This window comes from Nocardioides euryhalodurans, from assembly GCF_004564375.1.
Classification (GTDB): Bacteria; Actinomycetota; Actinomycetes; order Propionibacteriales; family Nocardioidaceae; genus Nocardioides; species Nocardioides euryhalodurans.
Genome location: NZ_CP038267.1, coordinates 1,512,546 through 1,534,413 on the forward strand (window position 1 = coordinate 1,512,546; position 21,868 = coordinate 1,534,413).

Consider the following 21,868-nt stretch of genomic DNA (forward strand, 5'->3'; position numbering starts at 1 on the left):
TCAGCTCTTGACGTACGGTTCGCCGTCGGCGGCCGGCGGCCGCACCCGGCCCACGAGGCCCGCCACCGCGATGATCGTCGCGAGGTAGGGCAGCGCGGTGAGGAAGGACGCCGGGACCTTGCCGAGGAACTCCAGCTGGCTGGACAGGGTCGTCATCAGGCCGAAGAACAGCGCGGCCAGGCTGGCGTAGATCGGGTGCCACCGGCCCATGATCACCGCGGCCAGCGCGATGAACCCGTTGCCGGCCGACATCCCGGAGGTGAAGGCGCCGTTGGAGCCCACGGTGAAGTAGGCGCCGCCCAGGCCCGCGAACGCGCCACCGAGCAGCACGGCCTGCCAGCGCAGCCGGTTGACCTTCAGCCCCACCGTGTCGGCGGCCTTGGGGTGCTCGCCGACCGAGCGGACTCGCAGCCCCCAGCGGGTCTGGAAGATCAGGAAGGCCACGACGCCGATCGAGACGTACATCAGGTAGGCCAGCAGCGTCTGGTCGAAGATCGTCGGGCCGATCACCGGGATGCCGGTGAGCGCGTCGGCGACCGACGAGAGCAGCGGGATGCCGGCGTCGGGCACCGGGCCCAGCGTCTCGGGGTTGTTGAGCCGGGCGCGGATCTCGGGGTCGGCCGGGATCTGGCTGAGCAGGAAGTCGGTGAGGCCGGTCGCCAGCGCGATCAGCACGACACCGAGCACCACCTGGTTGACGAGGTAGCGCATCGCGAAGACGGCGAGCAGCGCGCCGATCGCGATGCCTGCCGCGATGCCGCCCAGCAGGCCGTACTCGGCCTGACCGGCGAAGCTCGCCACCACCGAGGCCCAGAACGCCGCGAAGAGGAACTGGCCCTCGATCGCGATGTTGATGACGCCCGCCCGCTCGCACAGGCAGCCCGCGAGCGCTCCGAAGACCAGAGGTACGGCGTACTTGACGGTGCCGGGCAGCGGATTGACCATCGCGAAGGTCGAGCCCGACTGGTCGGCGTAGTTCCAGACCAGGAAGCCCAGCAGGAACGCCAGCCCGACCACGGAGGCGGCGAGCACCGTCGGCCAGCCGTCGGGGATCCGGTTGAGCGCCGCGAGGGCCAGGCACACGAGCGTGAGCACCAGCCCGACGACCACCACCACGTGGGCGTTGATCGTGTTGGGGTCCTCGCCGCGGGCGTTGTCGAGGAGGTAGGTGACCGTCGGGTCGTCGATGTCGGTCCAGAACCACAGCAGCGCGAGGGCAGCGACCGCGAACAGGCCGACCATCTTCCACTGGCGGCGCTTGTCGGCGGCGGAGCGGACGACGACCTGCTCCTCGCCCTCGGTGGCGATCAGCACGCTCATCAGGAACCCCATCCCTTCGCCATGACGGTGTTGCCACTTCCGGCCGTCTTCATCCGGACGATGCCGCGGACCAGCGCCGGTGCGGCCACGAACAGCACGATGAGCGCCTGCAGCACGTCACCGAGCTCCTTGGGGGTGCCGGCCGAGGCCTGCATCGCCGTGCCGCCGACGCTCAGCGCGCCGAAGAGCAGGCCGGCGAGGACCGTGCCGAGCGGGCTGGCGCGACCGAGCAGGGCGACGGTGATCGCGTCGAAGCCGATGGTTCCCGCGACCCCGCTGCTCAGCGAGTCGCCCTTGCCCAGGATGTTCATCGTGGCGGCGAGGCCGGCCAGCGTGCCCGCCCCGACCATGGCCAGCGTGTAGACGCGCTCGACGCTCATGCCGGCCGTACGGGCCGCGTCGGGGTTGGCCCCGACGGCCCGCAGCTCGAAGCCGAAGGTGCTGCGCTCGATCAGCCACCAGACCACGATCGCCGCCGCGACCGCGACGAAGACGCCGAGGTGGATGTTGCCCAGCTGGAGGTACATCGCCGAGTCGGCGGGTGCGGGCGACTGGGCGTTGTCGCTGCCCGGCCGCTGGAAGGCCTCCTTGGACAGCAGGTAGTTGAGCAGGAAGCTGGTCGCGAGGTAGTTGAGCATGATCGTCGTGATCACCTCGTGGGCACCGGTCCGGGCCTTCAGGAAACCGGCGATGCCGCCCCAGATCGCGCCTCCGATCATGCCGGCGAGCACTGCCGCAACCAGGTGGAGTCCGGGCGGCAGGTTCCAGGTGAAGCCGACGTAGCCCGCGAAGAGCGCGCCGACCACGAGCTGGCCCTGGGCACCGATGTTGAACAGGCCGGCGCGGAAGGCGAGCGTCACGCCGAGGCCGGCGCAGATCAGCGGTGCCGCACGGACCAGCGTCACGCCGATCGCGTCGATGCTGCCGACCGAGCCGCTGACCAGCGAGGAGTACGACTCCCAGATCGCCTCGCCGGCGTAGCTGAAGAAGTCGGCGGGGTAGCTGAAGACGTAGCTCAGCGAGGCGACGGCATCCTCGTCGCTCAGCGCGACCAGGACGGCGCCCACGACGAGCGCGAGGCCGATCGCCAGCAGCGTGGTGACCACGTCCGGCAGCCAGGCGGCGCCGGGACGTGCGGGCTGCTGGTCGGGCTCGCTCGTGGTGACCGGGGGCTTGTCGCCCGAACCGGGCGCCGGCTCGGTGACCTGGCCGGCGGCCGGGGTGGGCTGCTTCTCCGGCGTGGACGACTCCTCGCTCATGCGGAGGCCTCCTCGGGCTCGTGGGCGCCGGCCATCATCAGGCCGATGTCCTCGCGGGCGATGTCAGGGCTCACCGTGCCGACGATGCGGCCGTCGTACATGACGGCGATCCGGTCGGCGAGGGCGAAGATCTCGTCGAGCTCGGTGGAGACGATGACGACGGCGGTACCGCGGTCGCGCTCCTCGATGATCCGCTTGTGGATGAACTCGATCGAGCCGACGTCGACACCGCGCGTCGGCTGCGAGGCGACGAGGACCTTGAGCGGACGCGAGAACTCGCGCGCGACGACGACCTTCTGCTGGTTGCCGCCGGACAACGAGCTCACCGGGCTCTCGCGGTTCTCCGTACGGATGTCGAACTCCTCGATCCGGGAGTCGGCGTTCGCGACGATGGCGTCGCGGTCCAGCGCGAGGCCACGGGAGAACTCGTCGTTGCGGTAGAGGTCGAGGACGAGGTTCTCGCGGACGCTGAAGGAGCCGACGAAGCCGTCGTGGGAGCGATCCTCGGGGATGTAGCCGATGCCGTCCTCGAGGCTCTCGCGCGGGCCGTGCTTGCTGATGTTCTCCCCGGCGAGCCAGATCTCGCCCGCCGAGGGCTTGATCAGCCCCATCATCGCCTTGATCAGCTCGGTCTGGCCGTTGCCCTGGACGCCGGCGATGCCGAGCACCTCCCCGGCGCGGGCCTCGAAGCTCACGTCCTTGACGACCGGGACGCCCCGGGAGTCGACGACGGTGACCCCGCGCGCCTCGAGCACGGCCTTGCCGACGTCGGCGGGGGGCTTGTCGACCTTGAGCTTGACCGAGCGGCCGACCATCATCTCGGCAAGCTCGGCCTCGCTGGCGGTCGGCGGGGCGGTGCCGACGACCTTGCCGCGGCGGATCACGCTGATCCGGTCGCCGATCGCCTTGACCTCGCGGAGCTTGTGGGTGATGAAGATGATGGAGGTGCCGCGCTCCTTGAGCGCCCGCATGATGTCCATCAGCTCGTCGATCTCCTGCGGCGTGAGCACCGCCGTCGGCTCGTCGAGGATCAGCACCTGGGCGTCGTTGGCGAGCGCCTTGATGATCTCGACCCGCTGCTGGACCCCCACCGGGATGTCCTCGACCAGGGCGTCGGGGTCGACCGCCAGCTTGTAGCGGTCGGAGAGCTCGCGCACCATGGCCGAGGCGCCGGCGCGGTTGAGGACCCCCAGGCCGCGGGTCTGCTCGCGACCCAGCATGACGTTCTCGGCGACGGTGAAGACGGGGATCAGCATGAAGTGCTGGTGCACCATGCCGATGCCGGCCGCCATCGCGTCCCCGGGCGAGGAGAAGGTCAGCGGCTTGCCGTCGAGCAGGACTTCGCCCTCGGTGGGCTCGAGCAGCCCGTAGAGCATGTTCATCAGCGTCGACTTGCCGGCGCCGTTCTCCCCGAGGAGGCAGTGGATCTCACCGGGCTCCACGGTGAGATCGATGTGGTCATTGGCGGTGAACGCCCCGAACCGCTTGGTGAGCCCCTTGATCTCGAGCTTCATCCCACTCCCCTCCGCGCACCGTTGCGCGACGAAACCGACGCCTCAATATGCCAGACGCGCCTCGGGCCGGAGCGGGAGGTTCCCCGCTCCGGCCCGAGGGCGTTGCTCGTACGGTGGTCAGCCGACCTGGATCTCACCGTCGATGATCATCTGACGGAGCTCCTCGACCTTGTCGGCGACCTCGCTGGGCACGTCCTCGCCCAGGTCGGCCAGGCCGACACCGTCGTTCTCGAGGGTGCCGCGGTAGACCTCGTTGGTGAACTCGTCGTTGACCGAGTCCTCGATGGCCTGCTCGACCGCGACGTCCATGCCCTTGACCACGGAGGTCAGCAGGGTGTCGCAGTACTCGGCGGCCGAGACGCAGCCGTCGGTGTCGACCCAGATGCCCCACGCCTCGGCGTCCTGGGCGGCCTTGAGGCCACCGAGACCCGCCGGCCCGGCGACCGGGAAGATCACGTCGGCGCCCTGCTGGATCATCTGCTCGGCGACCTGCTGGCCCTTGGCCTGGTCCTCGAAGTCCTCGGTGAACGAGCCGTCCTTGCCGTCCCAGCCGATGACCTTGACGTCGGCGTCGTTCTCCTCGTTGTAGTACTCGACACCCTGGAGGAAGCCGGTCATGAAGATCGTGACCGTGGGGATGTTGAGACCACCGAAGGTGCCGACGGTGCCGGACTCGGAGGTGCCGGCGGCGACGTAGCCCGCGAGGAACGACGGCTGGCCGGTGTCGAAGGTCAGGCCCTTGGCGTTGTCGGGCGGGTTCGGCTCGAAGGTCTCCGGGTCGGTGAACTCGAAGTCGACGATCGCGAAGTCGACGTCCGGGTTGGCGTCCGCGGCCTCGCGGGTCGCGTCACCGAGCAGGAAGCCCACCGTGGTGATCTGGTTGCAGCCCTCGTCGACGAGGCTCTGCAGGTTGTCGGCGTACTCGGCGTCGCTCGCGGACTCGATGGTCGCGGTCTGGACGCCCAGGTCGTCCTCGGCCGCCGTGAGGCCCGCCAGCGAGGTCTGGTTGAACGACTTGTCGTCGAACCCACCCGAGTCGGACACCATGCAGGCCTTGAAGTCGATCTCCTCGGCCTGCGGGCTGTCCTCGGCCCGCTCGCCACACGCGGCCAGCGACAACGCCAGCGCGGCGACCGCCGCCATCCCTACGGTTTTCTTCACAGTGTTCTCCTGCAGCGTTTGCATGCCGTGGCCCGGGCGGGCGCACGTTCGGCCCACCTTAAACTTCGGTCAGCGCGACGAGCAGCATGATCGCCGGAAGATATGAGGTTGTTACCTGCCTGTCGGGATGGTCACGGAGCCATCGCGGTGAGCGCCACCTCGGCCAGCACGCGTGCGGCCACGGCCGTGGCCCCCTCGTCGACCACGATGTTGCCCTGGTGCAGGTCGTAGCGCGGCCCGCCCGGGGTGCGGGTGCCCAGCCGGCCCATCGCGCCCGGGACCCGCTCGAGGTACCAGCCGAAGTCCTCGCCACCGAGGCTCTGGGTCGTCTGCACCTGCCCGGCCACGCCGACCACCCGGCGTACGGCGGAGGCCAGCAGCTGCGCGGCCTGGAACTCGTTGACGACCGGGGGTACGCCGCGGCGGTAGTCGACCTCGGCGGTCACGCCGTACGGCGCCACGATCTCGTCGATGAGCACCCGGACCAGCCCCTCGGCCTCGGCCCAGGCGACCGGGTCGAGCATCCGGACCGTGCCGGCGGCCTGCCCGACCTCGGGGATCACGTTGTGGGCGGACCCGGCCCGCACCATCCCCCACACGACGCTGACGCCCGAACGCGGGTCGAGCCGGCGGGACAGGATCGCGGGAAGCTCGGTGACGAGCTTGCCGAGCGCGAAGGTGAGGTCCTCGGTGAGGTGGGGACGCGAGGTGTGCCCGCCCTGGCCGGACAGCCGCACCGACAACGCGTCGGCGGCCCCGGTCAGGGCCCCCTCGCGGACGCCCACCTGCCCGACCTCGAGGGTCGGGTCGCAGTGGAGCATGAAGATCCGCTCCATGCCGTCGAGCGCGCCCTGGTCCATCAGGTGCAGCGCCCCGCCGGGCATGACCTCCTCGGCGGGCTGGAAGAGCAGGCGCACCCGACCGGGCAGCAGCCCGCGCGCGTGGACCTCGGCGAGCGCCAGGCCGGCGCCGACCAGGCCAGCGGTGTGGACGTCGTGGCCGCACGCGTGCGCCACTCCCGGCGTCCCGCTCGCCCACGGCAGCCCGGAGGTGTCCTCGACGGGCAGCGCGTCCAGGTCGGCGCGGAGGCCGATCAGCGGGCGGCCCTCGCCGATGTCGGCGAGCAGGCCCGTACCGGCCACCCGCGTCACGCGGATGCCCGCTGCGGCCAGCCGGTCCGAGACGGCCTCGGTGGTGCGGTGCTCGTTCCAGGACAGCTCCGGGTGGGCGTGCAGGTCACGGCGGAGCTCGACGAGGTCGTCGGTGTGCTTGTCGACGACGGCGTCGACGGTGGCTGAGGCGTCGTGTGAGGGGATCGGCATCGCTCCTAGAGGTTAGTTCACCGGCGACCCTGCCCCCAATCAGTCTCAGGGCGTGCGGACGGGCACCGCGGGGGTGGGGTCCCCGCGGCGCCCGTCCCGGGTGGGGCCGGCGGTCACTGACCGCCGAAGAGCACCACCTCGCCCATCGGCTCGTCGCCCGGCTCCCCGGAGAGACCGGTCAGGACGTTCGTCGTCGCCCAGAGTCCGCTGGTCCCGAGCTCGACGTCACCCGGCAGCCCGACACTCGCCCACGGCTCCGGCGTCGAGCTGCCCGCCGGGATCCGGGCGATCGAGCCGCCGAAGAGCTCGGCGACGTACATGTCCCCGTTGCTCGCGACGGCCAGGCCGGTGGCGCTCAGCAGGCCCGTGGCCACGGTCTCGACCTTGCCCTTGCGCGGGTCGATCCGGTGGACGGCGCCGCGCGCCCCGAGGCTGGGGTCCTCCGGACCGCCCGGCAGCGTGGTCACGTAGAGCTTGCCGTCCGGGCCCTTCTCGACGTCGGTCGGGACCGGCTCGAAGAGGTAGTCCAAGCCGACCACGCAGTCGGGGAGGCCCAGCCCTTCGGCCATCTCGGCCGAGATCGTCAGCGGCTGCGGCGGCAGCACCGCGACGGTGCGCACTGCGCCCTTCCCGCCGACGGAAATGATCGCGTTGGCGGCAGCGTCGGCGACGTAGCGCTTCCCGCGCATGCTCGTGCTGGCGTACGGGTGGGACTCGACGATGCCGGTGTAGGTCGCCGGCCCGAAGTCGTCGGCCGGCCACTCCGCCGCGCACTCGTCGGAGATGCCGACCACGCCGTAGGCGTTGTCGGCGTCGGGGTTCTCGGACTCCTCGTGGCCGGACAGGTCGGCGAGGGTCGAGACGTCACCGCGGCGGGAGATCGCCATCAGCGCGGTGGTGCCGTCGGGTGCGGTGGTCGCGAAGGTGGCGCCCTTGCCGCGCGCCGAGACGGCCCCGACCTCGGTGCCCCCGTCTGCGGAGTAGACCACCTGCGGCTCGGCCCCGCCCTTGGACTTCATCAGCAGTCCGGCGAAGTTCTGGCTGAACCACAGCTTCTTGTCGTCCTTGCTGACAGCCAGGCTCAGCGGCGACAGCAGCCCCTCGGCGATCACCTCGGGGTCGTCCGGCGACGGTGTGACCGTCCCGGCGGTGGCCGCCCCGGCCGCCATGGGTACGGAGAGTGCGAGACCCAGCAGGGCCGTGAGTGTTCGGCGCATGGTTCCCCCCAGCGTTGTCCTCGTGGATCCCTCGAACACTGCCGCCGCCACGAGGGGCGCGCATCAGCCAGACGCGGTATTCCCTTGCGCCGCGGTAAGTGGTATGGACCGGTCAGCCGGCGTCGTAGGCCTCGAGGATCAGGTCGGCCGCCACGGGCGCGTTGATCTCCCCGGCGAGCACCTGCCGGCGTACGTCGTCGCGGATCGCCGCGACCCCGGGCGAGCGCCGCAGCCGCTCGGCCAGCTCGTCGCGGACCAGGGACCAGGTGAAGTCGAGCTGCTGGCCGGCGCGCTTGCGGGCCAGGCCCTCGGGACCGAGGTGGTCGCGGTGCGCCACGACCTGCTGCCAGACCTCGTCGACGCCGTCGCCGGTGAGCCCGGAGCAGGTGACGACGGGCGCCACCCACTCGCCGCGGCCACGGACCAGGCGCAGGGCGCCGGCCAGCTCGCGGGCGGCTGCGCGGGCCTCGCCCCGCCGGTCGGCGCCACCGCCGTCGTCGGCCTTGTTGACCGCGATCACGTCGGCGATCTCGAGGATGCCCTTCTTGATGCCCTGCAGCTGGTCACCGGTCCGGGCCAGGGTCAGGAACAAGAAGGTGTCGACCATCCCGGCGACGGTGATCTCCGACTGCCCGACGCCCACCGTCTCGACCAGCACCACGTCGTGGCCGGCCGCCTCGAGGACCGCCATCGCCTGGGTGGTCGCCCGGGCCACCCCCCCGAGCGTGCCGGCGGCGGGCGAGGGCCGGATGTAGGCGTGGGGGTCGTGGGCGAGCCGTGCCATCCGGGTCTTGTCGCCGAGCACCGAGCCGCCGGTACGCACGCTCGACGGGTCGACCGCGAGCACGCCGACCCGGTGGCCGGCGGCCGTGAGGCGGGTGCCGAGCTCTTCGATGAAGGTGGACTTCCCGACCCCCGGGACGCCGGAGATGCCGACGCGGACGGCCCCGCCGGGCTCGAGCCGTGACAGCAGCTCGCGGGCGAGGGCGCGGTGCTCGGCCCGCGAGGACTCCATCAGGGTGATGGCGCGCGAGACCGAGGCCCGCTGCCGCTCGCGGATCCCGGTGACCAGGGCGTCGAGGTCGACCGGTCTCGAGGCCCGCCGCTCAGTCACCGTGGTGGAGCTGCTCCGACAGCTTCGTCAGCAGGTCCAGCGCCGACTCGGCGATCACGGTGCCGGGCAGGAAGACCGCGGCGGCACCCATCTCCCGGAGCGTCGCGACGTCGTCGGGCGGGATGACGCCGCCGATGACGACCATCACGTCCTCACGGCCGAGGTCCGCGAGCGCCTGCCGCAGCTGCGGGAGCAGCGCGAGGTGGCCGGCCGCCAGCGAGGAGACCCCGACGATGTGGACGTCCGCGTCGACCGCCTGCTGGGCGACCTCCTCGGGAGTGGAGAAGAGCGGCCCGACGTCGACGTCGAAGCCCATGTCGGCGAAGGCGCTGACCACGACCTTCTGTCCCCGGTCGTGCCCGTCCTGCCCCATCTTGGCGACCAGGATCCGTGGCCGCCGGCCCTCGTTCTCCTCGAACTCGTCGGCCATGGCGACCACGCGCTGCACGGGACCGTCGTCTCCCGACTCGTCGCGGTACACGCCGGAGATCGTACGGATCACCGCCTGGTGCCGGCCGAAGACCTTCTCCATCGCACCGGAGATCTCCCCGACGGTGGCCTTGGCCCGCGCGGCCGCGACGCTGAGCTCCAGCAGGTTCCCCGAGCCGTCCTCGGCACTGCGGGTCAGCGCGTGCAGCGCGTCCTCGACCTCGCGGTCGTCGCGCTCCGCACGCAGCCGTTCGAGCTTGGCCACCTGCTGCCGGTAGACGTCGTCGTTGTCGACCCTGAGCACGTCGAGCCGGTCCTCGGCGGCCAGCCGGAACGTGTTGACCCCGATGACCTGCTGGTGGCCGGAGTCGATCCGCGCCTGCGTACGGGCCGCCGCCTCCTCGATCCGCATCTTGGGGATGCCCTGCTCGATGGCCGCCGCCATCCCGCCGGCCTGCTCGGCCTCCTGGAGGTGCCCCCAGGCACGCTCGGCGAGGTCGTGGGTCAGCCGCTCCACGTAGTAGGAGCCGGCCCACGGGTCGATGGTGTCGGTCGTGCCGCTCTCCTGCTGGAGCAGCAGCTGGGTGTTGCGGGCGATCCGCGCGGAGAAGTCGGTCGGCAGCGCGATCGCCTCGTCCAGCGCGTTGGTGTGGAGCGACTGCGTGTGCCCCTGGGTGGCGGCCATCGCCTCGACACAGGTGCGGCCGACGTTGTTGTAGACGTCCTGCGCGGTGAGCGACCAGCCGCTGGTCTGGCAGTGGGTCCGGAGGCTGAGCGACTTGGGGTTCTGCGGGTCGAACTGGCGCACGAGCCGGCTCCAGAGGGCGCGGGCGGCGCGCATCTTGGCGACCTCCATGAAGAAGTTCATGCCGATCGCCCAGAAGAAGCTCAGCCGGGGTGCGAAGCGGTCGACGTCGAGGCCCGCGTCGAGGCCGGCGCGGAGGTACTCGACGCCGTCGGCGAGCGTGTAGGCCAGCTCGAGGTCGGCGGTCGCCCCGGCCTCCTGCATGTGGTAGCCGGAGATCGAGATCGAGTTGAAGCGCGGCATCCGCTCGGCGGTGAAGGCGAAGATGTCGGAGATGATCCGCATGCTCGGCGCCGGCGGGTAGATGTAGGTGTTGCGGACCATGAACTCCTTGAGGATGTCGTTCTGGATCGTCCCCGCGAGCTGTTCCGGCTTCACCCCCTGCTCCTCCGCGGCAGCGATGTAGAGCGCCATCACCGGGAGCACGGCGCCGTTCATGGTCATCGACACCGACATCTGGTCGAGCGGGATGCCGTCGAAGAGCGTGCGCGCGTCGTAGATCGAGTCGATCGCCACGCCCGCCATCCCGACGTCGCCGCGCACCCGCGGGTGGTCGGAGTCGTAGCCGCGGTGGGTGGCGAGGTCGAAGGCGACGCTGAGCCCCTTCTGGCCGGCCGCGAGGTTGCGCCGGTAGAACGCGTTGGACTCCTCGGCCGTCGAGAAGCCGGCGTACTGCCGGATGGTCCACGGCTGCGTGGTGTACATGGTCGGGTACGGCCCGCGCAGGAACGGGCTGAGCCCCGGCCAGGTGTCGAGGGCGTCGAGGCCCGCGAGGTGCTCGGGGCCGTAGACGGGGAGGATGTCGATGCCTTCGGGGCTGGGCCAGGGGTCGGTGTGGTTTCCCCGGTCGGCCGGGGAAACCGGGGGTTCGTCACGGTTGTCTGGGTGACCAACCCCGTGGTCACCCGGCCGACCGGGGAAACCCGCACCCGCCACCGACAGCCCCGCGAACGTCTCCGGCACGCTCATGCCAGCTCCTCCCTCGTACGGCGGAGGAACGCAAGCGCGTCCACCCCGGCGAAGCAGCGGTCGTCGGCACCCACGTCAGCCTTGCCGGCCACGACCACGTGGCGGGCACCGGCGTCGCGGAGGGCGGTGACCAGGTCGGCGCCCCACTCGTCGTACGCCGGGTCGGTGCCGGCCAGGCAGACGACCGGCTGGCCGTCGTACGCCGCGAGCACGGACTCGACACCGTCGGTCGGTCCGGCCGGGACGACCGCGACGCCGCCGGCGGCGAGCAGGTTGGCCGCGAAGCCGGCCCGCGCGGTGTGGGCCGCGACCGGGCCCATCGTGGCCAGGAAGACCGGGGTCAGGGCGGGGTCGTCGCGCAGCTCCTCGAACGCCGCGCCCCACCGGCGCACGTCGTCGCCGTCACCGGGGCGCTCGGGGAGCACCTCGTCGAGGTGGGGGAACTCGGTGAGGCCGGTGATCGGCAGCCGGCGGGTCGCGACGGCCTCGTCACGCGCCGCGACCGTGTCGGCGACCCGCCCCCAGAAGGCGTCGTGGCCCTCGGCCTCGACCAGCCCCAGCTCCTCCCACGCGGCGACGGCGAGGTCGTCGGTGAGCTTCTCCACGGCGTAGGACCCGCCGGCCGGGTCCGCGACGCGGCCGAGGTGGGACTCGCTGAGCAGCAGGTGGGAGGTGTTACGGGCGATCCGCCGGCCGAAGGCGTCGGGCTCCCCCAGCGGGCTGTCGAAGGGCAGCACGGTCACCGAGTCGGCCCCGCCCACGCCGGCCGCGAACGCGGCGACGGTGGTGCGCAGCATGTTGACCCAGGGGTCGTACCTGCTCATCATCGGCCGGCTGGTGACGGCGTGGATCCGCATCGGCACCTCGCCGGCGCCGCTCAGCTCGAGCATCCGTGCCCACAGCCGGCGGGCGGCGCGGAGCTTGGCGATGGTCGGGAACTGCGCGGCGGTCGCCGCGAACCGGAACTCGACCAGACCGGCAGCCTCCTCGACGGAGAAGCCGGCAGCGACGAGGGTCCGGAGGTACGCCGCCGCGGTGGCAAGCGCGTGACCGAGCTCCTGGACGTCGGAGGCGCCCCGGTCGTGGGCGGTCGTGCCGTCGACCACGGCCGCCAGGACGCCGGCGTCCTGCGCGATCCGGGCCACCTCGACGACGTGGTCGCCGGCCGCGTCGGCCCCGAGGTTGGTGCCGTCGGCGGGGTCGGTGTCGCCGAGCAGGCCCGCGAGCTCGCGGGCGGCCTCGGGCGTGGCGCCCTCGAGGACGACGGGGGCCAGGTCGAGCAGCACACCGTCGAGGAGCACCGGGAGGTCGGCGGAGGCCTCGACCCACAGCGACGTGGCGCCGGTGTCGAGGTCGGCGAGCGCCTGCTCGTTGTCCGCGGGCCGGGTGCGGACGTCCCAGCCACCGGCGCCGGTCGGCCGGCCGCGGGTGACGAGGTCGTCGAGCAGGTCGGGGGTGCCGAGCGGGGTGACCACGAGCCCGTCGAGGGAGTCGCCGGCCAACCGCTCCCAGACCAGGTCGTCGGGCTCGTCCTCGCCGAGCCGGCGCGCCTTGCGCAGCACCCCGGCGGCCGCCCGCTCCCAGTCGGCGCGGGTGTGGCGGTCCTCGGGTGCGGCCAGGGCCAGCGTGCCCTGCGCGGGCTCGAGGTCCTCCGGCTCGTCGAGGCCGCCGTCGACGGTCGGCTGGTCACTCATGGTGCGAACCTTAGGAGGGGCGCTGCCGAAGGGGCCACCGAGTGTGACCTATTGCGCGTGCGAAACGCCCTCGCCGCCGCGCGCTGCCGGGTCGATACTGGTCGACATGCCCAGCACCGCCCAGTGGGTCGCCTTCCTGGTGGCGTCCGTCCTCTTCATCCAGCTCCCGGGCCCGAGCCTGCTCTTCACGCTCGGCCGGGCCCTGACGGTCAGCCTGCGCGACGCCCTGCTGTCCGCGGCCGGCAACGCGCTCGGGATCGTCACCCAGGCCGTGCTCGTCGCGGTCGGGCTCGGTGCTGTCGTGGCGACCAGCGCGACCGCGTACGCCACGCTCAAGCTGGCCGGCGCCGCCTACGTCGTCTGGTTGGGCGTCCAGGCCATCCGGCACCGTGGCGACGCCCGGGCGGCCCTGGACACCGGTGGCCGGCCGCCCGAGCGGGCCGGGCGCTCGCTGCTCACGGGCTTCACCGTCGGCGTCAGCAACCCCAAGACGATCGTCTTCTTCGTCGCCTTCCTGCCGCAGTTCACGGCCCCCGGCTCCCCCGCCGCCCCGCAGCTGGTCGTGCTGGGGCTGGTCTTCGGGCTGCTGGCGGTCGTCTCGGACAGCATGTGGGCGACCGCTGCCGGCAAGGCCCGCCAGTGGTTCGCGCGCAAGCCACAGCGGCTCGACGCGATGGGGGCCGCCGGCGGCGTGCTGATGATCGGCATGGGCGCCACCATGGCGGCCACCGACTGACCGCGGTCAGCGGCGGCGCCGCATCTCCGCCGCCGCGAGGTCCGGGTGGTCGCTGAACGCGCCGTCCATGCCGGCGCGCAGGAACACCCGCAGCTCACCGGTCATGTCGCCGAGCTCGGTCGGGTCGGCGCTCGAGCGGAACTCGGCCGGCAGGAACGTGTTCTCGGCGCGGAAGGTCCAGCCGTGGACGGTCAGTCCCGCTCGGTGGGCGTCCTTGATCACGCGCGTCGGCTCACCGAGCGTTCCGTCGGCCTCGCGCGGGATCATCAGGTCCTTGCACAGCCCCACGCCGTCGGCGTACGACGCCACCTCGCGCAGGCCCGCCCGGCTGACGATCTCGGAGTACGGCCGCGGGTCGTCGGCAGGCCCGCCCGTGCAGCTGGCCAGCTGCGCCAGGGTCACGTCGGTCATCTCGTCCAGGGCCTGCAGGTTGCCGACCTCGAAGCTCTGCACGATCACCGCGTCGCGACGCTTGTCGTAGCCGGCGGCGTCGAGCGTCTCGACGAGCGGCTCTTCCATCGACAGGCCGATCGAGTCGAAGTAGCTGGGGTGCTTGGTCTCGGGATAGATCCCGACCTCCCGGCCGTCGCAGGTCTCGCTGGACTGCGCGAGGTCGATGACCTCCTCGAGGGTCGGCACCCGGAAGCGTCCGTCGTACGCCGTGTTGCCGGGGCGGACCTGGGGGATCCGCTCCTCGGCGCGCAGCGTCCGGAGCTCGGCGAGGGTGAAGTCCTCGGTGAAGAATCCGGTGACCGGCACCCCGTCGATGACCTTGGTGGTGCGCCGGCCGGCGAACTCCGGGTGGTCCTCGACGTCGGTCGTGCCGGCGATCTCGTTCTCGTGGCGCGCGACCAGCACGCCGTCCCTGGTCGGGACGAGGTCGGGCTCGATGTAGTCGGCGCACTGCTCGATCGCCAGCTCGTACGCCGCCAGCGTGTGCTCGGGGCGGTACCCGCTGGCACCGCGGTGGCCCACCACGAGCGGACGGCTCTTGCCGTGGTGGCCCGGCTTGGCGGCCCGGTGGTCGGGCGCGGCCTCGGCGGGGGCCGTGACGACCACGGCGAGGCTGGGGAGGAGGGCCGCGGCCAGGGCGGCGGCGAGGGTGCGGGAGGTCCGAGAGGTCATGCCGGGAACGCAACCGGCCTCGGCCGACAGCAGGTCGGACGCCGGGCGACCACCCGGTGACGACGAGACGAACCTCCGACGACGACGTGGGCCTGTGGAGGACCGGTGGCGGGAGGCCACGGGCCGGGGCAGGCTCCGGGGCATGAGGGTGAGCGATCCGTACGGCACGACCTGGCGCGTCACGCGCCGCTGGCTGCCCTGGCAGCGGCAGCTCCGCGGCGTGGACCTCCCGACGGGTGACCCCTCCAGGGTCGGCGACCTCGGCCACGACCCCGGTGACCTGCTGCTCGGGGGCCTGCTGCTCGTCGTCCTGGCGCCCGGGCTCGTGCTCTTCGTGCTCGCGGGCCTCGAGCTCGCCCTGCTCGTGGCGCTGTTGCCCCTGGTCCTGCTCGCCCGCGTGGTCCTCGGACGCCACTGGCACGTCGAGGCGAGGCGTGGCTGGACCCCGGTCTGGGAGGGCGAGGCCGGCGGCTGGTCCGGGAGCGCGCGGCGGATCCGGGAGGTGTGCGCCGCGATCGAGCGCGGGCAGCTCCCACCGCGCACGCTCATGGAGTGAGAGCCGATGAGTCCCCGGGCCGCCGGAGGTCGGAACGTCCATGATCATCGTGTGCGGACACCTGCTCGTCGACGCCGACGACCGCGGCGACTACCTCGACGGCTGCCGGGAGGTGGTGGCCCGGGGGCGGGCGGCGGAGGGCTGCCTCGACTTCGCGCTGTCACCCGACCTGCTCGTCCCGGGACGGATCAACATCCTCGAGCGCTGGACGTCCCGCGCGGCCCTGGACGCCTTCCGGGGCAGCGGCACCCCGGACGACCAGCAGTCCCGCATCCGCGCCGCGTCCGTGGCCGAGTACGACGTCGCGGGCCAGACCCTGCTCTGAACCTCAGGCGTCGGCGGACCAGTCGGGGAGCTGCTGCAGCGCCCACCGGTTGCCGTCCGGGTCCGTCATCGACACGAATCGCCCCCAGACCTGCTCGTCGACGCCCTCCGCCTCGATCCCTCGGTCGCGGAGGTCGGCGAGCGTCGCGTCGGCGTCGGCCACCACCATCTGCAGGTTGTCCAGCGACCCCGGCGCGAGAGCGGTCAACCCCCGGCCGACCGCGATCGAGCACGCGGACCCCGGCGGGGTCAGCTGCACGAACCGGATCTCGTCGCTGACGGTCTGGTCGTGGTCGCACACGAAGCCCGCCCTGACGTAGAAGTCCTTCGCCCGGTCCACGTCGGTCACGGGCACCATCACCAGCTCCAGCTTCATCTCCATGGCACCGACCCTAGGGACCCATCCGGTCAGGATGTGTCCGCTGTGGAGACAGGTTTCAGAGCTCTTGACGGCCCTCGCTGTCCTTGGGTCGCAGCCCGATCTTGCTGCCGAGCCACACCAGCGGGTCGTACTTGCGGTCGACCACGCGCTCCTTCATCGGGATGATCGCGTTGTCGGTGATCCGGATCCCCTCGGGGCACACCTCGGTGCAGCACTTGGTGATGTTGCACATCCCGATGCCGGCCGCCTCCTGGGCGAGCTTGCGCCGGTCGTGGGTGTCGAGGGGGTGCATGTCGAGCTCGGCGTAGCGGAGGAAGAATCGCGGCCCGGAGAAGGCCTCCTTGTTGTCCTCGTGGTCGCGGACCACGTGGCACACGTCCTGGCACAGGAAGCACTCGATGCACTTGCGGAACTCCTGCCCGCGCTCGACGTCCTGCTGCATCATCCGCCGCTTGCCGTCGGCGTCACGGGGGCCGAGCTCGACACCCGGGAGCTGCCGCGCCTTCTTGTAGTTGAAGGAGACGTCGGTGACGAGGTCGCGGATCACCGGGAAGGTCCGCATCGGCGTGACCGTGATCGTCTCGGTCTCCTCGAAGTCCGAGAGCCGGGTCATGCAGAGCAGCCGCGGCCGGCCGTTGATCTCGGCGCTGCAGGAGCCGCACTTGCCGGCCTTGCAGTTCCACCGGATCGCGAGGTCACCCGACTGGGTCGCCTGCAGCCGGTGGAGCGCGTCGAGCACCACCTCCCCCTCGGACACCTCGACGGTGTAGTCGCAGAGCTCGCCACCGGCCTCGTTGCCGCGCCAGACGCGGAGCTTCAGGTCGTATCCCATCGCTCACTCCTCGAAGTAGGACTTCAGCTCGTCGGGCATCTCCGGCAGCGCTTGCTCGGTGAGCGTCACCCCGGTGCCGGCCTCGTCGAGGCGTACGACGAGGTTGCGCGTGCCCCACTCCGGGCTCGGCTTCGGGAAGTCGTCACGGGTGTGACCGCCCCGCGACTCCTCACGGGCCAGCGCGGCCTTCGCGATCGACTCCGAGACCAGCAGCATGTTGTGCAGGTCGAGCGCGAGGTGCCAGCCGGGGTTGTACTGCCGGTGGCCACCGACCGTCATCGACTGCGCCCGTCGCTTGAGCGCCTCGATCTCGGCCAGCGCACCCTCGAGCTCCGAGGCGGTGCGGATGATGCCGACCAGGTCGTTCATCGTCTGCTGGAGGTCCTGCTGGATGGTGTAGGGGTTGTCGCCGCCCTCGACGTTGAAGGGGGCCACCGCCCGCCACTCCCCGCTCCGCACGTCGTCGTCGGTGAGGACCGGCCGCTTCTCCAGCCCTGCTGCGTGGGCGGCCGCCGCCTCGCCCGCACGCCGGCCGAAGACCAGCAGGTCCGACAGCGAGTTGCCGCCGAGCCGGTTGGAGCCGTGCATCCCGCCGGACACCTCGCCGGCGGCGTAGAGGCCGGTCACCGCGCTCTGCTGGGTGTCGGGGTCGACCTCGATCCCGCCCATGACGTAGTGGCAGGTGGGGCCGATCTCCATCGGCTCGGCCGTGATGTCGACGTCGGCCAGCTCCTTGAACTGGTGGTACATCGACGGCAGCCGCTTGCGGATGTAGTCGGCGTCGCGGCGGGAGGCGATGTCGAGGAAGATCCCGCCGTGCGGTGACCCGCGACCCGCCTTGATCTCGCTGTTGATCGCCCGCGCCACCTCGTCACGCGGCAGCAGCTCGGGAGGGCGGCGGTTGTTGGCCTTGTCGTCGTACCAGCGGTCCGCCTCCTCCTCGGTGTCGGCGGTCTCGGATCGGAAGAACTCCGGGATGTAGTCGAACATGAAGCGCTTGCCCTCGGAGTTCTTGAGGATGCCGCCGTCGCCGCGCACCGACTCGGTGACCAGCAGCCCCTTCACCGACGGCGGCCACACCATGCCGGTCGGGTGGAACTGCACGAACTCCATGTTGATCAGCGAGGCGCCGGCGCGCAGCGCGAGCGCGTGCCCGTCGCCGGTGTACTCCCAGGAGTTGGAGGTGACCTTGAAGGACTTGCCGATCCCGCCGGTGGCGAGGATGACCGAGGGCGCCTCGATGGTGACGAAGCGGCCGGTCTCGCGCCAGTAGCCGAAGACGCCGGAGATCCTGGGGTCACCGTCCTCCTGGTCGAGCAGCAGCTCGGTGACGGTGCACTCCATGAAGACGTCGATGCCGACCTGCACGGCCCGCTGCTGGAGCGTACGGATCATCTCCAGGCCGGTCCGGTCGCCGACGTGGGCGAGCCGCGCGTAGCGGTGGCCGCCGAAGTCACGCTGGCTGATCAACCCGTCCTCGGTGCGGTCGAAGAGGGCGCCCCAGTCCTCGAGCTCCATCACCCGCTCGGGCGCCTCCTGGGCGTGGAGCTGCGCCATCCGCCAGTTGTTGAGCATCTTGCCGCCGCGCATGGTGTCGCGGAAGTGGACCTCCCAGTTGTCCTCGGGCCACCGGTTGCCCATGGCGGCGGCGATGCCGCCCTCCGCCATCACCGTGTGGGCCTTGCCGAGGAGCGACTTGCAGACGATCGCGGTGTCGGCACCCGCCTCGTGAGCGGCGATCGCGGCCCGCAGCCCGGCACCGCCGGCACCGACGACGACGACGTCGTAGGAGTGACGCTCGATGCCGCCCTCGGAGTAGTAGGACATCTCGTTGCCGGTCATCGGGTGCCGGCCCTCAGCCTGGCTCAAAAGAACCTCACGTCCTCGATCACGTCGGTGGCGAGCAGGTAGATGTAGAGGTCGACGAGGGCCACGGAGAAGAGGGACACCCACGCGTAGCGGGCGTGCCGGGCGTTCAGCCCCGAGACCCAGGTCCACAGCCGGTAGCGGACCGGGTGCTTGCTGAAGTGGCGCAGCCGGCCGCCCACGACGTGGCGGCAGGAGTGGCACGACAGCGTGTAGAGCCAGATGTAGACGACGTTGACCAGCATCAGCAGCGTGCCGAGGCCCATGTGGGGAACGGAGTCCCACTCGCCGTTCGTGTCGCGGAACGCCAGCACCACGTCGAAGGAGAGCACGAGGGCGACCAGCACCGCGGCGTACCAGAAGTAGCGGTGGAGGTTGTTGAGGATCAGCGGCAACCGGGTCTCCCCGGAGTACGCGCCGTGCGGCTCGGCGACCGCGCACGCCGGCGGGCTCAGCCAGAAGGCCCGGTAGTAGGCCTTGCGGTAGTAGTAGCAGGTCATCCGGAAGCCGAGCGGGAAGATCAGGATGATCAGCGCCGCCGACAGCGGCCACCATGCGAACGGCTGCCCGAAGTCCGAGGCGCCCTCGACGCAGTCGCCCAGGCACGGCGAGTAGAAGGGCGAGAGGTAGGGCGAGGCGTAGTAGTTGGCGCCCGAGAAGGCCCGCCAGGTGGCGTAGACGACGAAGCTGCTGAACACCACGAAGGTGACCAGGGGCGCCAGCCACCATCGGTCCGGGCGAAGGGTTCTCTCGTCGATCGCGGCCCTGCCCGGACCGGTCACCCCTGTCGTCATGTGTACCTCTCGGCCGTCGGCGTCGGTGCAACGGTTGGCAGTCTTGCCCGAGATCGCCCGTTGTGAAAGGGGCCACACCGGACGAAGTCGTGGCACCCGGGGACCTCGGCGCGAGTTTCTGCGGCGACGGCCTACCGCAACCGGCTCGACTGTGGCTACCGTGGCGCTGTCAGGTGCGCATCATGAAATGGAATGCGCCATGCGCAACATCGCAGCCACGTCGGGCGGCCTCGCCGACCTGCTGGAACAGCCGCGCTTCGAGGTGCTGCCCACCAGCGGTACGGCCGACCTCGTGGCCGCCCACGTGCCCGGCGGGCGGATGCTCACGGTGACCGCCTCGCCCAGCAAGGGCCTCGAGGTGACGCTGGCGCTCTCGGTGGAGCTCGCGGGGCTCGGCTACGAGGTGGTCCCCCACCTCGCGGCCCGGATGGTGGCGGACGAGCACCACCTCGCGGAGGTGGTCGACCGGCTCACCGAGGCCGGCATCACGCGGATCTTCGTGCCGAGCGGCGACGCCCCCGAAGCCGGGGCGTACGCCGACGCGGTCTCGCTCCTCGAGGCGCTCACGGCCCTCGGCCGGCCCTTCCCCGTGGTCGGCATCACCGCCTACCCCGAGTCGCACCCCACGATCTCCGACGACATCACCATCCAGGCGATGTGGGAGAAGCGCCGGCACGCCACCGAGATGGTCAGCAACCTCTCCTTCGACCCCCGGGTCGTCGAGACCTGGCTGGGCCGGGTGCGGCGCCGGGGCGTGACGCTCCCGCTCTGGCTCGGCGTCCCCGGACGCGTGGACCCCACCCGGCTGCTCTCGGTGGCGACCCGGATCGGGGTCGGCGACTCGACGCGCTTCCTGCTCAAGCACAAGCGCACCGTGGCGCGGCTCGCGTCGCCCCGCGGCTTCGACACCGAGAAGTTCCTCCGCACCCTCGCCCCCGCCCTGGTCAGCGACGCCTCGGTCGTCGCCGGGCTGCACGTCTTCACCTTCAACCAGGTCGCCGAGACCGAGGCCTGGCGCGCACGCCTGGTCGCGAAGCTGCGGGAAGGAGGTGCCTCCCCCCGCTCGACCCGCCGAGGACCGGCGGCGACTCGTTAGGCCCCGACCCGCGCGCGGGTTCGCACACCACCCAGGAGCACCACATGAGCATGAACGTCCCTTCGGTCGACCAGTCGGACCGCCGTGTCCCCATCAACCTGCGCCAGTCGGGATGGACCCCGGTGCAGATGCTGGTCGACACCCGCATCCGCAAGTCGCCGTACTGGCACCTGTCCGCCGAGGCGGGTTGCTGGCGGGCCTCGGTCTACAACCGCATGTACCACCCGCGGGGGTACGTCCGCCCCGAGGACGGCGGCGCCATGGTGGAGTACGACTCCCTCGTCAACCACGTGACGATGTGGAACGTGGCCGTCGAGCGGCAGATCCAGGTCAAGGGCCCGGGCGCCGCCGACTTCGTCAACTTCGTCATCACCCGGGACGCGACCAAGATCCCGCCGATGCGCGCCCGCTACGTCATCCTCTGCAACGAGGCCGGCGGCATCCTCAACGACCCGGTGCTGCTGCGCATCGCCGAGGACGAGTACTGGTTCAGCCTCTCCGACTCCGACCTGATGTTCTGGCTGCAGGGCGTCAACGTCGGTCGCCGCTTCGACGTCGAGATCAACGAGATCGACGTCGCTCCCGTGCAGATCCAGGGCCCCAAGTCGGTCGACCTGATGACCGACCTGTTCGGCCCGGCGATCGGCGAGCTCCCGTCGTACGGGCTGCTGGCCGGGCAGGTGGAGGGGTGCGACGTGATCGTCTCGCAGACCGGCTTCTCCGGGGAGAAGGGCTACGAGATCTACCTCAAGGACGCCTCGATCCACGCCGAGACCATGTGGCGGGCGGTGCTGGCGGCCGGCGAACGGCACCAGCTCGCCGTCATCGCCCCGGCCCACCACCGCCGGATCGCGGCCGGGATCCTCTCCTGGGGCCAGGACATGGACGTCGAGACCCTGCCCTTCCAGGTCAACCTCGGCTACCAGGTGCCCCGCACCAAGGAGGCCGACTACATCGGCAAGGCCGCGCTCGAGGCGGCACGCGACGCCATCGAGGCCGGCTCCCCGCCCTACACCCACACGCTCGTGGGCATGCGGCTCGGTGGCCGCCCCGTCGACGACTACGCCCCCGACTTCTGGCTGATCAGCGACAGCGAGGACGGCGACCCCGTCGGCTACGTCACCTCGCCGTGGTACTCCCCGGAGCTCGAGGGCAACATCGCCATGGGCCACGTCCCGCTCCGCTGCACCGAGGTCGGCACCCGGCTGTGGGTGCACCTGCCCGACGACTACGCCGACTCCCCCGGCGTACCGGTGCCGGCGGAGGTGGTGGAGATGCCCTTCCGCCCCTCGGTCAACCCCAACCAGCGCGAGCTGCTCAAGGCGCGCGGCCTCGACGCGGCCGTCTGAGCGG

19 protein-coding genes are annotated in these 21,868 nt (G+C 71.5%); 5 read left to right on the top strand and 14 right to left on the bottom strand.

Going from position 1 to position 21,868, the window contains the following annotated elements; translation table 11 throughout:
- The 9 genes from EXE57_RS07100 to EXE57_RS07140 form a co-directional block, all read right to left on the bottom strand.
- Positions 1-1,320 carry an ABC transporter permease gene (locus EXE57_RS07100; RefSeq protein WP_167305846.1) on the bottom strand — a complete coding sequence of 440 codons (1,320 nt, stop codon included), beginning with the start codon at positions 1,318-1,320 and terminating at the stop codon, positions 1-3.
- On the bottom strand, positions 1,320-2,579 hold the full coding sequence (locus EXE57_RS07105) for an ABC transporter permease (protein ID WP_135075625.1): 1,260 nt from the start codon (positions 2,577-2,579) through the stop codon (positions 1,320-1,322). The genes EXE57_RS07100 and EXE57_RS07105 overlap by 1 nt, the downstream gene beginning before the upstream one ends.
- Positions 2,576-4,093: an ABC transporter ATP-binding protein gene (locus EXE57_RS07110; protein ID WP_135075628.1), complete on the bottom strand. Its 1,518-nt coding sequence runs from the start codon at positions 4,091-4,093 to the stop codon at positions 2,576-2,578. Before EXE57_RS07110 ends, EXE57_RS07105 begins: the two co-directional genes overlap by 4 nt.
- Positions 4,094-4,210: 117 nt before the next feature.
- Positions 4,211-5,236 carry a BMP family lipoprotein gene (locus EXE57_RS07115; RefSeq protein ID WP_425271711.1) on the bottom strand — a complete coding sequence of 342 codons (1,026 nt, stop codon included), beginning with the start codon at positions 5,234-5,236 and terminating at the stop codon, positions 4,211-4,213.
- A gap of 149 nt (positions 5,237-5,385) precedes the next feature.
- Positions 5,386-6,576 carry an amidohydrolase gene (locus tag EXE57_RS07120; protein ID WP_135075634.1) on the bottom strand — a complete coding sequence of 397 codons (1,191 nt, stop codon included), beginning with the start codon at positions 6,574-6,576 and terminating at the stop codon, positions 5,386-5,388.
- A 113-nt stretch (positions 6,577-6,689) separates the two neighbouring features.
- On the bottom strand, positions 6,690-7,793 hold the full coding sequence (locus EXE57_RS07125; protein ID WP_135075637.1) for a ScyD/ScyE family protein: 1,104 nt from the start codon (positions 7,791-7,793) through the stop codon (positions 6,690-6,692).
- A gap of 112 nt (positions 7,794-7,905) precedes the next feature.
- On the bottom strand, positions 7,906-8,907 hold the full coding sequence (gene meaB / locus EXE57_RS07130) for a methylmalonyl Co-A mutase-associated GTPase MeaB (RefSeq protein ID WP_135075640.1): 1,002 nt from the start codon (positions 8,905-8,907) through the stop codon (positions 7,906-7,908).
- On the bottom strand, positions 8,900-11,110 hold the full coding sequence (gene scpA, locus EXE57_RS07135; RefSeq protein WP_135075643.1) for a methylmalonyl-CoA mutase: 2,211 nt from the start codon (positions 11,108-11,110) through the stop codon (positions 8,900-8,902). Before scpA ends, meaB begins: the two co-directional genes overlap by 8 nt.
- The gene (locus EXE57_RS07140) at positions 11,107-12,804 is read right to left on the bottom strand and encodes a methylmalonyl-CoA mutase family protein (protein WP_135075646.1); all 1,698 of its coding nucleotides are present in this window, start codon (positions 12,802-12,804) and stop codon (positions 11,107-11,109) included. The genes scpA and EXE57_RS07140 overlap by 4 nt, the downstream gene beginning before the upstream one ends.
- Before the next feature lie 106 nt (positions 12,805-12,910).
- Between EXE57_RS07140 and EXE57_RS07145 the strand changes: the two genes are divergently transcribed.
- Positions 12,911-13,540: a LysE family translocator gene (locus tag EXE57_RS07145; protein WP_135075649.1), complete on the top strand. Its 630-nt coding sequence runs from the start codon at positions 12,911-12,913 to the stop codon at positions 13,538-13,540.
- A 6-nt stretch (positions 13,541-13,546) separates the two neighbouring features.
- Here EXE57_RS07145 and EXE57_RS07150 read toward each other — a convergent pair whose 3' ends face one another.
- Positions 13,547-14,665, bottom strand: coding sequence for a glycerophosphodiester phosphodiesterase (locus EXE57_RS07150; RefSeq protein ID WP_135075652.1), 1,119 nt, complete (start codon positions 14,663-14,665; stop codon positions 13,547-13,549).
- A 142-nt stretch (positions 14,666-14,807) separates the two neighbouring features.
- Here EXE57_RS07150 and EXE57_RS07155 point away from each other — a divergent pair, with 142 nt between their 5' ends.
- Both EXE57_RS07155 and EXE57_RS07160 read left to right on the top strand, forming a co-directional pair.
- Positions 14,808-15,221, top strand: coding sequence for a hypothetical protein (locus EXE57_RS07155; RefSeq protein WP_135075655.1), 414 nt, complete (start codon positions 14,808-14,810; stop codon positions 15,219-15,221).
- 40 nt (positions 15,222-15,261) lie between these two features.
- The gene (locus EXE57_RS07160; RefSeq protein WP_135075658.1) at positions 15,262-15,546 is read left to right on the top strand and encodes a putative quinol monooxygenase; all 285 of its coding nucleotides are present in this window, start codon (positions 15,262-15,264) and stop codon (positions 15,544-15,546) included.
- Positions 15,547-15,549: 3 nt separating this feature from the next.
- Here the strand turns inward: EXE57_RS07160 and EXE57_RS07165 are convergent, their stop codons facing one another.
- From EXE57_RS07165 to EXE57_RS07180, 4 genes are read right to left on the bottom strand one after another with little or no spacing between them, the layout of a single operon-like run.
- On the bottom strand, positions 15,550-15,927 hold the full coding sequence (locus tag EXE57_RS07165; protein ID WP_135075661.1) for a VOC family protein: 378 nt from the start codon (positions 15,925-15,927) through the stop codon (positions 15,550-15,552).
- A gap of 55 nt (positions 15,928-15,982) precedes the next feature.
- A complete protein-coding gene (locus EXE57_RS07170) occupies positions 15,983-16,759 on the bottom strand; it encodes a succinate dehydrogenase/fumarate reductase iron-sulfur subunit (protein ID WP_135075664.1) in 777 nt (258 codons plus the stop codon).
- A 3-nt stretch (positions 16,760-16,762) separates the two neighbouring features.
- Positions 16,763-18,601 (bottom strand): fumarate reductase/succinate dehydrogenase flavoprotein subunit, encoded by a 1,839-nt coding sequence (locus EXE57_RS07175; protein ID WP_244247038.1) that lies wholly within the window; start codon positions 18,599-18,601, stop codon positions 16,763-16,765.
- Positions 18,602-18,624: 23 nt separating this feature from the next.
- Complete coding sequence (locus tag EXE57_RS07180) at positions 18,625-19,419, bottom strand: hypothetical protein (protein ID WP_135075667.1); 795 nt, start codon at positions 19,417-19,419, stop codon at positions 18,625-18,627.
- Positions 19,420-19,618: 199 nt separating this feature from the next.
- Between EXE57_RS07180 and EXE57_RS07185 the strand changes: the two genes are divergently transcribed.
- Both EXE57_RS07185 and EXE57_RS07190 read left to right on the top strand, forming a co-directional pair.
- Positions 19,619-20,515, top strand: coding sequence for a methylenetetrahydrofolate reductase (locus EXE57_RS07185; RefSeq protein WP_135075670.1), 897 nt, complete (start codon positions 19,619-19,621; stop codon positions 20,513-20,515).
- 44 nt (positions 20,516-20,559) lie between these two features.
- Positions 20,560-21,864: a glycine cleavage T C-terminal barrel domain-containing protein gene (locus EXE57_RS07190; protein ID WP_135075673.1), complete on the top strand. Its 1,305-nt coding sequence runs from the start codon at positions 20,560-20,562 to the stop codon at positions 21,862-21,864.
- The last annotated feature ends 4 nt before the right edge of the window (positions 21,865-21,868 follow it).